10 protein-coding genes are annotated in these 12,447 nt (G+C 41.4%); 5 read left to right on the top strand and 5 right to left on the bottom strand.

The window, feature by feature from the left end; all coding sequences use genetic code 11:
- Positions 1-39: 39 nt before the first annotated feature.
- On the bottom strand, positions 40-894 hold the full coding sequence (locus IEY48_RS14195) for a CLCA_X family protein (protein ID WP_308424897.1): 855 nt from the start codon (positions 892-894) through the stop codon (positions 40-42).
- A 362-nt stretch (positions 895-1,256) separates the two neighbouring features.
- Between IEY48_RS14195 and IEY48_RS14190 the strand changes: the two genes are divergently transcribed.
- Complete coding sequence (locus IEY48_RS14190) at positions 1,257-1,772, top strand: DUF302 domain-containing protein (protein WP_188921414.1); 516 nt, start codon at positions 1,257-1,259, stop codon at positions 1,770-1,772.
- Between the two features lie 82 nt (positions 1,773-1,854).
- Here the strand turns inward: IEY48_RS14190 and IEY48_RS14185 are convergent, their stop codons facing one another.
- Positions 1,855-4,233, bottom strand: a complete 2,379-nt coding sequence (locus IEY48_RS14185; RefSeq protein WP_188921412.1) for a PAS domain-containing protein — start codon at positions 4,231-4,233, stop codon at positions 1,855-1,857.
- 3 nt (positions 4,234-4,236) lie between these two features.
- Positions 4,237-4,644, bottom strand: coding sequence for a response regulator (locus IEY48_RS14180; RefSeq protein WP_188921410.1), 408 nt, complete (start codon positions 4,642-4,644; stop codon positions 4,237-4,239).
- 191 nt (positions 4,645-4,835) lie between these two features.
- Between IEY48_RS14180 and IEY48_RS14175 the strand changes: the two genes are divergently transcribed.
- Together IEY48_RS14175 and IEY48_RS14170 are read left to right on the top strand one after the other, a co-directional pair.
- Positions 4,836-5,516 (top strand): Hpt domain-containing protein, encoded by a 681-nt coding sequence (locus IEY48_RS14175; protein ID WP_188921408.1) that lies wholly within the window; start codon positions 4,836-4,838, stop codon positions 5,514-5,516.
- Positions 5,517-5,523: 7 nt separating this feature from the next.
- Entirely contained in the window at positions 5,524-6,015 is a 492-nt protein-coding gene (locus tag IEY48_RS14170; RefSeq protein ID WP_188921406.1) for a hypothetical protein, read from the top strand.
- Positions 6,016-6,338: 323 nt separating this feature from the next.
- On the opposite strand, the gene IEY48_RS14165 is transcribed toward IEY48_RS14170, so the two are convergent.
- Complete coding sequence (locus IEY48_RS14165; protein ID WP_188921404.1) at positions 6,339-8,273, bottom strand: Ig-like domain-containing protein; 1,935 nt, start codon at positions 8,271-8,273, stop codon at positions 6,339-6,341.
- Positions 8,274-9,077: 804 nt separating this feature from the next.
- Positions 9,078-10,736 carry a cytochrome c3 family protein gene (locus IEY48_RS14160; protein WP_188921402.1) on the bottom strand — a complete coding sequence of 553 codons (1,659 nt, stop codon included), beginning with the start codon at positions 10,734-10,736 and terminating at the stop codon, positions 9,078-9,080.
- Positions 10,737-11,338: 602 nt separating this feature from the next.
- Here IEY48_RS14160 and yddG point away from each other — a divergent pair.
- A complete protein-coding gene (gene yddG / locus IEY48_RS14155; RefSeq protein ID WP_188921400.1) occupies positions 11,339-12,235 on the top strand; it encodes an aromatic amino acid DMT transporter YddG in 897 nt (298 codons plus the stop codon).
- The coding region (locus IEY48_RS14150; RefSeq protein ID WP_229786481.1) for a transposase family protein at positions 12,232-12,447 on the top strand (216 nt) is incomplete at its 3' end. The genes yddG and IEY48_RS14150, both read left to right, overlap by 4 nt.

Raw genomic sequence — 12,447 nt, 5'->3', positions numbered from 1 at the left:
TTTCTTGTTAGTTATTTCTTGTTACTTAGCGCCTTTCGCTTAACCATTCGTCTGCTTATCAAATGCTATTCCCAGTGGTTCAAAATAGGCCATTAATGCTTGATAGATTTCGGCGCCGTGTTTGGCGTCTGGGTAGGCACCGTGTTTGCTCAGTGGTGAGTTGATGGTGCTGTTGACCAAATACGGGTTGGCGATGTCGGCGTGGGTTTCTGAATACATTTCGATACTGGCTTCAAAAGCCCGGGCCATCATTTCAGTGGGTTTAGCAAAGTATTGGCTGTTTTGCAGTTTGTCTAACGCGATTGAGCGGCGAACATAATCGTGAGGTTCTTGGCCGTTGGCGCTTAAAAAGGTGACTTCAAATAACTTAGATAATTGCTGATTTAACGGATGATCAACTAAGGTTTTATCGGCGAGCCAGTGGTCTGTGGCGCAGGCAAAGCGGTTTGCTGTGCTCATGTAACCGTCGGGGCTTAATAGGCTGTCGTCGATAAACATTTTATCGGCAATGTAATGATCAAAGGCGTGCCAAAACTCGTGGGCTAATGCCCCTGCTCCGGCATTTTTTGCCAGAGCTAATTCTTTATATGCTGGTGAGTAATGGGCCTGTACACCTTTTTGCCCGCCTGAGCCAAAGGCAAACCGTAGGCTCCCTCGCAGGCCAATTAATTCGGGTGGCACACGTAAAATATTGGCAAGGTCGGCCATTGAATCAAAAATCAGATTGGCGGCCAGTGCAGACTCTTCACGATTAACCCATTTACCGACACGAATGTGACGTAAACCAAAAGTGTCTTTAATGTCTAAAAAGCTCATCGAGCTGCCATTACGATAATCTGGGCCTATGCGCTCAAAGTAACGTTGGTGATTTAATAACGAATGATGTGACGCCAAACAATACCTCTGATCAACAAACGGAACTGACACTCTTTTAACTGGCTAGCTAGTTTACAGCTTTAGCGCTTTTGAACGTAGCAAAATGTTAAATGCGGATGGGTGTTATAGATAAACGGCGTAAAACCAACGCTGACCACCAACATATTTATTCGTGTTCATGCAAAAATAAAAGTATTACCCTCGGTAATTTTTTAACTGTTATGCATTGAATCGTATATGTATGCAAATAAATGCAGTTTGGCCATTAAGCGTTCAATGAGTTTGATGCTGTTTGATGAGTGAGAGCCACCAGCATTTATACTTGTGTTTATATGGCTATTGGCTTTATGTTGTAATACTCATCACAAATGGAGCATTGTATGATTAACCCTGTCCCGCTAGCCTTTATGTTGCTGTGTTCAACGTCACTTGCGTCAACAGCATTTGCTTCAACATCTGAGCTTTCTGCAGCCACAGTAAATGACTCGTCGCCTACGTTAATGGTCGACAGTCTTGTGACTTTGCAAAGCCAGTATTCACCCAAAGCCACTGCTGACCGTTTTGAGTCAATTATTAAAGATAAGGGCTTTACGGTTTTTGCACGGATTGATCATCAAAAAAATGCCGAAGCTGTTGAGCTAAGCTTGCCCGCAACCGAGGTGATTATTTTTGGTAATCCTAAAATTGGTACTCAATTGATGCAGTGTAATCAGCAGGTCGCCATTGATTTACCGCAAAAAGTATTAATTACAGAAGATGCGAACAACAAGGTATGGTTGTCGTTTAACAATCCACAGTACCTTAAACAACGCCATGATATTAAAGGCTGTGATGCGGTGTTAAACAAAATAGCCAATGTGCTCAACACTCTGGCAAAGGCAGCAACGACAAAATAAGTTTTGATGAATAAAAAATCCCAGCGGCATGAAAATGCCACTGGGATTTTTAGTTTCTGCTAGCTGTACTTAGGTTTGGTTATTATTTTGCTATGGGCAGACGAACATAAAACCTGGCGCCACTGCCAAACTCAGATTCGTACCCAATGTTGCCCTGCATGGCTGCTGTGAGTTCTTTACACAAGGCAAGGCCTAAGCCTGTGCCGCCTTTTGCTTTTGAGCTACTGGCGTCTGCTTGTGAGAACTTTTCAAAAATTCTGCTTTTAAAATCGTCTGGAATGCCTGTGCCCTGGTCTTGCACGGCTATTTCAATGTCGTTGTCTATAAGCGTGGCTGACAAGGTGACACAACCCTCTTTGGGCGAAAACTTTACCGCGTTTGATAAAAAGTTAGTCAAAATTTGCAGCAGGCGATGTTCGTCTACATACAACATACTTTGATCTATATGATCATCCATTTGCAGTGCGAGCGTAATATTATGTTGTTGAGCGTAGGGTTGGTGATCGTCTATGGCTCTTTGCAGTAGTGGCACAATATTGAGTTTTGTCATTTCAAATTGCATTTTGCCTGCAGCCAGTTTGTCGATATCTAATAAGTCATTAATGAGTCTGCTCAGTTGCATACAGTTACTGCTGGCGATATCCATGAGCTTTTGGGCTTTTTCGGGCAAGGTGATGATTTTGCCTGATTGCAATAAGTTTAATGCGCCATTAATAGAGGTGAGTGGTGTACGGAGCTCATGACTCACGGTTGAAATAAAATCATCTTTCACTTTTTGTAATTTCATTCTGTCGGTGATGTCTTGCACTGAGCCTATCATGACTAAATCGGGATTTTGGTCTTCTGAGACCAGCTGGCCTAGCTCATGTACCCAGCGCACTTCACCGTTAGGGCGAATAATTCTGTGTATGACGTTATGAATACCGGTAATGCGCGCTTGCTGCTCACTTTTTTCGACTATATCGATATCATCTGGGTGAAGCGCGCTTTTAAAGAAGCTGATACTGGGATCAATGTCTTGTTCATCTAGGCCAAAGATTTGATAAATGATTGGCGACCACCATAAGGTGCCGAGCTTTAAAGAAGCCTGCCAATACCCTATTTGCGCTTGTTCGCTGGCCAAATCGAGGCTTTGCTGTGCAACATTGAGCTGTTGGTTAAGCTCTTCGAGTTGAAGGTAATGTTTTTTAGTTTCGGTGATATCTTGAATGTAGCCATGCCATAAGGTACTACCATCTTCCATTCGCTCGGGCGTGGCACTGCCTGATAACCATTTAAACGCGTTATTGTCACTTGATACACGATATTCCAGCTCCCAAATGCTGAGGTCTTCAATTGAGTGTTCAATGCTTTCAACTAGCAGGCCTAAATCATCAGGGTGAATTTTAGCAAAAGCATTTGTGGCATCGGTGAGCACTTCTTCGGGGGTAACACCATAAATATCTTCAATGGCGGTACTGGCATAAGGAAATGCGCTTCGCCCGTCTGGCCAGGATTGATATTGATAAACCACACCAGGTAGCTGTTGAGTTAATTTATACAGCTCGTCGCGGCTTTGTTGTAATGTTATTTCATTCATTTGTTGTTGGGTGATGTCGGCATGGGTACCAAACATCATTAAGGGTTGACCGTCGGCTGTGTAAGAGATGACTTTGCCTTGATCATGCACCCAAACATAATGCCCTTGCTTGTGTTTCATGCGGCATTTATCGTTAAAAAATGGCGTTTTACCACTTAGGTGTTCTTCTAATTTAGCATCTGAGTCCGCTAAATCATCAGGATGCAGTAAGTTTAACCAGGTATCGACAGAAATGGGCTCTAACTCTGCAAGAGTGTAGCCCATAATCTCAGCCCAGCGTTCGTTAAGTACGGTTTCCCCCGTTTGGACATTCCACTGCCAGGTGCCTATTCGAGTACCTTCGAGTACTGAGCGATACATTTCCTCTCTTGTCGCAAGTTGCTCGTGGGCGTGTTCTTGTAATCTGTCTTGAATTTCTTGTTCAATCGTTTTGCCTATTTCGGTGGCTATTTGGCGTTCTTTGTCGGTAAATTGCCGTGGTTTGCTGTCGATAAAACACAGGGTGCCAATGTTTTCACCGTTACTGACGAGTGGCACGCCGGCATAAAAGCGAATAAAGGGTGCATTAAGCACTAATGGATTGTCGGCAAAACGGTTATCGAGTTGGGCATCGGCCACTTCAAAAATGCCCTCGCCCAAAATCGTATGGCCGCAAAATGAAATATCCCGGCCTGTCTCACAGACATCGAGCCCTTGTTTAGATTTAAACCATTGTCTGTCGCCATCGACTAATGACACTAATACAATGTCAGTGCCTAAACACAGTTGGGCTAAGTGGGTTAAACGATCAAAACGTTGCTCTGGCTGAGTGTCTAATAAACCCGTTTGTTGTAATGCGTTAATACGACTTGGTTCATTTAACGGAAATGTTGGGGTTTGCATGAGTTACTCCGTGACATCACTGTCTGGCGATGCAAGATAAGCTTGGTAAATAGTTTCAAGCCTATCGCCTAGGCTCATTGCATCAAACGGTTTTTCAATGACCGCTACAGCACCAGCATCTAAATATTGTTGTTTTTCGGCTTGCTGAATGCGCGCGGTCATAAATACAATCGGGGTATGTTGGCAGTGTGGTTTTTTTCGCAGTTCAATTAAGGTTTGTAAGCCATCCATGCCTGGCATCATGGCGTCGAGTAAAATTAACTCTGGAGTAAATGTGTCGACTTTGGTTAAGGCATCTTGCCCGCCATCACAAGACACTAGCGTAAACCCAGATAAATCGACTAGGGCCATTTCCACGATCACACGAATTGATTCATCATCTTCTACGTGTAGAATTTTATCTAACTGCATTTGGGCTCCTGTGCGGTTGGCTTAGCTCTTATATACCCTAATATTGTATTATAATTGTTAATGAAGCAAACTAAGCCATTGAATAAATACATTGATATTGCCAAAAAAATTTTCACGGATTTAACAATTAACTCATGGTAAATAGTAAAAACAATGATGAACAGCCTCCTGCAGCTAAGGGTCTCGATACAATGACAACCACTCACAAAGTCGGTACTAAGCTGTCGGTTAACGATGCACATACAACACTAGCAGACTTGCTTGGCCCTTTTGCCGGTAATGAAGTTTTTTATCGCCGTTTGATTGCCATTTTTGAAAAAAACCTCAGCCAACAACTGCTCGATATTAAGCAATTGGCAGCACAGCGCAATATGAGCGAGTTATTAGCCTTAATACATACGCTTAAAGGCACCGCAGGGACAACAGGTCTGGCTTCGCTTCATCTGGCTTTACATGATTGGGAGCGTACATTAACTGAGCTTGATACCACTACAGAGGCCACTCGCTGTTACGCCCATGTAGGCCAACATATTGCCGATATTGCCCACGCCGAACTTGCCCATATCCACGCGCTGTTAGCCACCTCTGTGGTGGATACTCCCTTAGCAAAAACAGAGCAATCTACTGAGACACTTTCTCTTGTACAGCTCACTGATGAGCTTGATGTACTTCATCAGCATTTACTGCAAGGCAATCTGAATGCTGTTGATTATTGCCAGGCACTGCAAGCAAAGCTGGCTGTGAATAGTCCACTTGCAAACGATTTAACTATCGATTTAACAATCCTTTGCGACACCATTGAAGAATTAAATTTTGACGATGCTTTAATACGCTTATCTGCACTGGCGGCAACGATTAAATCACAAGGATAAAATAACAGTGCAAAATAACATAAAACAAGTCAGCTCATTACCCAGCGACATCATCGTTAACGCGGAACAATTTGTGATCGTTTATAAAAAACGCATGTTTTGGTATGTCATCCCCGCGTTTAGTTATTTTTTAATGCCTGAGTCCTTAGATATTTTAGCGGTTATGTTACTTGGTGGGCTTTATGCTTATGTCTTTTTCTTTTCTAGTATATCTAAGTTACTTTGGCACTTTGACCGTGTTTTATGGTGTCAGCTGTTTATCTCTTTAGCCATAGGCTTGGGCGCGATTGTCTTTTTGCGGCTGTTTGATCTGACACATTGGCTAATACATTCTGTGGGCTTTGTACCCGATGGCGAGGTTAAGCACATTTTTGCGATTATTGCGTTTACGCCTTTGGTGGCAGCCTACGTCGACTCCTTTAAAAAAGTGGAATTAGCCTTTTATAAATCCAAGGGATACAACTATATCGGACTGTTAGGTAATCTTAATGGTATGTAGATGGTGACTGTAGCTGTTGCCATCTACATCAAAGTCATTTGAAGCCGTAATGGGGTTTGTGACACAGCCCCAAAGGGCGAATTTATCAGTGTGGTCTTCTTTGTTAGCCTTTCTTAACATAGCGCACTATGCCCTCAAAAGGCTGCCTCGAATACCTCACTGATAATTTTCGCTAAAAAAGCACATTCTAATGCGGATTGGTAAACTTTGGACTTTTAGGCAATCTTAATGGTATGTAGATGACGGATGAATATTGTAAATAGAAATGCCACTCAAGTTGCTTGAGTGGCATTTTGGGTTAACTTACTTGTGAGTATTTTTACTTAATCATTGATATCACTTAAAATCTTAAAGGCTTCTAAGCGTTTTTCACCTTCGACTAATTTTGCACGCTCTTCATCAGTGAATACACCCGGTGTTGGGAATTCATCTGTATGACAGCTTGAACAAGCATTGGGCATAATATCAAACTTAACACAGCCTACAACGTTGATTGGGTAATTGAAGTTGTCGTAGCATAAGTCTTTAATCGCCTGAATACTCTCCCAATCTTTGGTTAATTGCGCATCAGGATCTGCACCCACTTCAGTATATGGGCGGAGTTCATCAAATCCTTTAAGTGAATCTGTTGGTGTTAATAAATCCCAAGAGTGTGAGGTTCCATCATAACGATGTCCGCGACCACCAGCATGTTTCATCCAAGGCATATGACAATCAGCACACTTAACATCTACCTGATTATGAGAAGCCAGTTTATGATCATCGCTGTCTTTTTCTGCATGACAACTTATACATAATGCATCTGAGTCTTCATCACCATTAAATTTGAGTTTCTGTGAATGCGGATCATGACAAGTTACACAAGACATTCCATATTCACCGTGCTTAGACTCTTCAAGTTCTAATGCGTGTGTTCTGATATGACGGCGAATGGTGGTTCCTGGCCAATAACTCACATTGTCTGATGAAGAACCTTGGAATTCGTCAAGATTGTCACCAGGATTTGGAAACATACCATGTCCTAATGGATTGTCAGCATTGAATTTATAACCGTAACCTTTTTGGATAGCCGCAGGACTGTTTAATGAAATAGGTGCAATATGACATACGTTACATTCATCGCCAGCTTGCTCACCGGTAAGATCTTTCGTAGGTTGAATAATGTCATCAGGGCTCATAGTGCGCGCATGTTCAGCCCCAGGGCCATGACATTTTTCACAGGCGATACCAAATTCAACGGTTTTACTGGTGTTGTCAATTGGGATAACGCGATTACCAAATGCCGTGTCTTTAATTTCCCAACTGGTGACTTCATAACCTGTTGTATGGCACTCAATACATAAGTTGGTATACCCAAAGGCACGCTTACTTAACTCAAGTTTATCGCCTGTAAATAAGCTTCCATCTGAGTTAAAAAAGAATATCCCACTCGTTAGAGGCGTCCATTGATTCTCTGGTGATGGTTGCTTGGGGTTACTGTCTTCCCAATCCCAATAAATGAATGGCATGGTGATGTAGTTTTGATTAGCTTCATCCCAACTTAAAAACATTTGCGTTGTTTTGTAGCCAACTACATCAATTTGAAAGTCGAGATCATTACTACTGTCTATAGCGTCATGTAAGGTTACCCAGTATTTATCACCCTTCATGTAAGACGTGTATTTATGATTTCCACTGTCTGTAAACGTAAATGGTTCGTCTTCTGTTCCCCAAGGCGCGGTTATGGTGTTGCCATCGCTATAGAGTTTTCTGAGCATTGATGCGTGACGTGACTCTTCCCAATCATCATATTTTTGTTGGTGACATGTAGCACAGGTTTCTGCCCCAGCATACTCACCACGGCTAATAGCCACATTTTCATCCGCTTTGTCTAAAATGGTAATCGTAATTGTAGACGACGACTCTAGTGCGCTATCACTAATGGTGTAGTTAAATACTTTGTCACCGACTTCATCAATTGGTGCAGTGTAACTGATAATATTACCGTCAATAATGAGCCCTTCTGCAGAGGTGATTGAGAGCGTGTCATTTTCAGGGTCTGTGTCGTTAGCAAGCGCATCAATGGTGATGGTTTCACCTTGAGTTACGGTCGCTATGTCAGGATAGGCTTGGGGACTTTGGTTCGTTGTCGGGGTTGTTGGAGTTGTAGGTACTGTCGGTTCTATCACAGTAGTGTCATTATTATTGTCTGAACCACATGCCGATAATATGAGGCATATTGTTGTGGTTAACAGCATTGGTTTAATTTTTTTATTCATCATCGTTCCTAAAGTTCACCATTTAATATAACTCGCAATGTAAACTGCTAAAAAAAGGTTGCAGAAATCCATCGCATTTATATTTAGCGATTATTTAAAGGTATATTCTAATATTTTATTTACAACATACAGTACAGTTTACGTGATACATTCTCCGTCTTATTCAATTACATTTAGCATCCACTAAAAACTTATTCATAAGTAATTAACATAATTCATTTTAAAGCTTACACCACATTTTGAACGATTGCTCACAATTGTTGACGCTAAATACCTATTTAGTGATACTCATCAACTTTACAGACTAGAACGAGCGTTCAACCTGAAAAGTCATTAGTAAGCCAATACATGACAAATTAATCATAAGTCATTGTTTAAAAACGATTAAGATTATTTGATATAGGATGATTTATATAGCGCAATACCGAAAAGATACTTACGCCACCAGAATTAAGAAAGGCTAATACATCCAAACATTGATTAGATTTATTGATTTTTAAAGGCTCAAAAACCTTAGTATTGATTATAAATTCAGTAAATATAATTCTTAAATTATGTTACGAGTTGAATCTAACATTAAATGAGTCTATTTTTACATCACAAAAAAATTGAAATATATCTTATTGACCGAACATAAATAAAAACTAACCAGAATATTTTGATTTATTTTTATTGCCATTCACAACAAAACAATTAGTTTGACACCGCAATATTGGCAAGCTGGATTTCATTTATTATCCAAATACAAAAATGCCACTCACATTATCTGAGTGGCATTTTTTAAACTCATTTATTTAATGATATTTAATCATGATGATTAGTTAATTTTTTAAATGCTTTAAGGCGCTCCACTGCATTTTCTAATTTTGCACGCTCTTCATCAGTGAATACACCGGGCGTTGGGAATTCATCGGTATGACAGCTTGAACACGCATTGGGCATAATATCAAACTTAGCACAACCTACGACGTTGATTGGGTAATTGAAGTTGTCGTAGCATAACCCCTTAATAGCTTCAATTTTTTGCCAGTCTTTAGTTAGCTGTGCGTCAGGATCTGCGCCCTTTTCTGTGTATGGGCGTAACAGGTCAAATCCTTTTAACGAGTCTGTTGGTGTTAATAAGTCCCATGAGTGCGATCTGCCATCGTAACGGTGACCACGTCCACCCGCATGTTTCATCCATGGCATGTGACAATCGGTACATTTAACATCAACAGCATTGTGCGCGTTGAGTTTGTGTGCGTCGCTGTCTTGTTCTGCATGGCAACTGCTGCATAAATTATCGCTGTCTTGTTCGCCGTCAAACTTAAGCTTTTGTGAATGAGGATCATGACATGTTACACAGGTAAAGCCTGCGGCGCCGTGTTTTGATTCTGCTAACTCTAGGGCGTGAGTTCTAATTTGGCGTCTAATTTTGGTACCTGGCCAGTAACTTACGTTGTAAGCGGCTGAACCTTGGAACTCTGTTAAGTCATCTCCGACATTGGGAAACATACCGTGACCTAATGGGTCGTTATGATTAAATTTGTAACCATAACCTGTTTGAATCGCTGCTGGGCTGTTTAATGATACTGGTGCGATATGACATACATTGCATTGATCGCCTGCTTTTTCGCCGGTGAGATCGTTAATGGGCTGAATAATGTCATCGGCTTTTTGAGTGCGCACATGCTCTGCCCCTGGACCGTGACATTTTTCGCAGGCGATGCCCATTTCAACAGTCTTGCTGGTATTGTCGATAGGGATAACGCGGTTACCCAATGCCGTATCTTGCACTTCCCAACTGCTCACTTCAAAACCTGTGGTATGGCATTCCATGCAAAAGTTGGTAAAACCAAAGGCGCGCTTACTGAGTTCAAGTTTGTCACCGGTAAATAGACTACCGTCTGCATTGTAAAAGAATATACCGCTGGTTAATGGGGTCCATTGGCTATCTGGAGACGGTTGTTTAGGGTTACTGTCTTCCCAGTCCCAATAAATGAAAGGCATGGTGATGTAGTTTTGATTGGCTTCGTCCCAACTTAAAAACATTTGCGTGGTTTTGTAGCCAACCACATCGATTTGAAAATCTAAATCGTTTTGACTATTTATCGCATCATGCAACGTTACCCAGTATTTATCGCCTTTCATATATGAGGTGTATTGGTGATTGCCGCTGTCTTTAAAGATAAGTGGTTTTTCTGCTGTGCCCCATGGCGCGGTAATGGTATTGCCATCGGTGTAGAGCTTTCTTAACATGCTGCCATGTCGCGAGCCTGCCCAGTCGTTGTATTTTTGTTGATGACACGCGCCGCAAGCTTTGGCACCTGCATATTCGCCGCGACTGATGACGTCCATAACCGGAGGGTGTGTCGGTGTTGCCGAGTTTGCTTTAGGCGTTTGATCATTACTTTGGGCATTAAATGAAGATAATATTAAGCATATTGTGCTGGCTAACAATATGGGGTTAATTATGTTGTTCATCATTTCATCCTAAAAATCATGTTAAGTATTATTAGGCCAACACTTCTTTATTTTACAAATCTGAATATTGTAGATAAATGCTATTGCCAGCTAATATGCTTGTTTAATATTGTTCATCGCCTATGTGTACTCACTTCGATTAATGCTTGTTTAATTAAACATAGATCAGTGAACACATAAGATACTGTAAATTGATTTTATAGTAGATTTTGAACACACGCTCATATACAGCCCGTTTTTATACCTAATTAGTGATGCCAATCGGTATTTTTTCTACAGTGAGCACTCAGGCAAGCGCTGAGCAGACATAGTCGTTTGCAGGTCTCATATTGGAAAAGGTTCCATAATTCAACACGATCCGCATTACGAAATCATACCGCCAAAAGCTAATGTTAAAGTGAGTTTTACACCGACAAGCCGTGTTGAGGAACATTATCCAAAGACATGAGAACAGGCTCTAGACAATATCATTTATTATTCTGTTTATTATGTTATTCCATCGGATTGACTTGAAATAAATAACTTCACTTAGATAGGTTGCATCTATTTGTTTTTACAGTGATAGTGTCACTTTGAGTTGGCGAGTTTAATTATTGGGTGTTATGTCTATTACGGGTGAAAATAAATACACTTTATATGGTGTTATTGCTATTTTATTGTGGAGCAGTGTCACTGCATTTATACGAGACTTGTCTGAACTGTTTAGCCCTATTGCGGGGGCGGCAATGTTGTATAGCGTGAGCACAGTGTTTTTAATGTCGGTGATGGGTGTGCCTAAAATCGGTGCGTTCCCTAAAAAGTATCTATTGATTGGTGGCAGTTTATTTGTCACTTATGAAATATGTTTAGCGTTGTCTTTAGGCATGGCGAACAGTCGCCATCAAGCGATGGAAATGGCGATCATTAATTACTTATGGCCAGCACTGACCATATTATTGAGCGTTATGCTGAGCCGTAAAAAAGTCAGTGGGTTGATATACCCCAGTGTTTGTATCGCATTTATAGGTGTAGCCTGGTGTATTGCCGGTGACAAAGGCATTTCAGTTGATATTTTATTGACCAATATTGCCGATAACCCCCTGACCTACTTTATGGCGTTTTCTGCAGCCTTTATTTGGGCGATTTATTGCGTTGTGACCCAAAAAATAAGCCAGGGTAAAAATACTATCGTGCTGTTTTTTGCGGCAACGGCCATCACTTTGTGGGTGCAGTATTTTTTCAGTAATGAGCCGAGTATTCAGTTTAAAGCTTCATCTGCTGCGACACTGATATTGGCTGGCATTATAATAGGCTCTGGTTATGCGTTGTGGAATCAAGCTGTGATTGGCGGCAATATCATCTTATTAGGCACTTTGTCGTATTTTACTCCGGTATTTTCAACGGTGTTTGCCTCTGTGTATTTATCTATTTCTCTCACCGGATCATTTTGGCAAGGCGTAGCATTAGTCACAATCGGTTCGCTGATGTGCTTTTGGGTGACACGCAGGGCGAGATCGTGAACGTTTTCCAAACAATAACAAACCAGCGTCAAGGGGCTAAAGTGACCTATTGCCTTTTTGAGGTACTGTTTGGTTCGCTATGTGCGGTTATCGCAGGCGCTAAAGGCTGGTTTGATATTCGTGAATACATTCTTGGGCATCATGACTGGTTTAAAAACAACGACCTATTTGTGAGTGGCATTCCCGCTGATGACACAATTGCTCGTATCATA

This window comes from Shewanella saliphila, assembly GCF_014648295.1.
GTDB classification, from domain to species: Bacteria; Pseudomonadota; Gammaproteobacteria; order Enterobacterales; family Shewanellaceae; genus Shewanella; species Shewanella saliphila.
The sequence above is the reverse complement of the archived record's forward strand: the minus strand, read 5'-3'. Positions and strand labels throughout refer to the sequence as shown.

Excerpts from the sequence above, each read along its gene's own strand:
- IEY48_RS14185 (WP_188921412.1), bottom strand. The coding sequence starts at position 4,233 with ATGCAAACCCCAACATTTCCGTTAAATGAACCAAGTCGTATTAACGCA.
- yddG (WP_188921400.1), top strand. The coding sequence starts at position 11,339 with ATGTCTATTACGGGTGAAAATAAATACACTTTATATGGTGTTATTGCT.
- IEY48_RS14160 (WP_188921402.1), bottom strand. The coding sequence starts at position 10,736 with ATGAACAACATAATTAACCCCATATTGTTAGCCAGCACAATATGCTTA.
- IEY48_RS14190 (WP_188921414.1), top strand. The coding sequence starts at position 1,257 with ATGATTAACCCTGTCCCGCTAGCCTTTATGTTGCTGTGTTCAACGTCA.
- IEY48_RS14165 (WP_188921404.1), bottom strand. The coding sequence starts at position 8,273 with ATGAATAAAAAAATTAAACCAATGCTGTTAACCACAACAATATGCCTC.
- IEY48_RS14180 (WP_188921410.1), bottom strand. The coding sequence starts at position 4,644 with ATGCAGTTAGATAAAATTCTACACGTAGAAGATGATGAATCAATTCGT.
- IEY48_RS14175 (WP_188921408.1), top strand. The coding sequence starts at position 4,836 with ATGACAACCACTCACAAAGTCGGTACTAAGCTGTCGGTTAACGATGCA.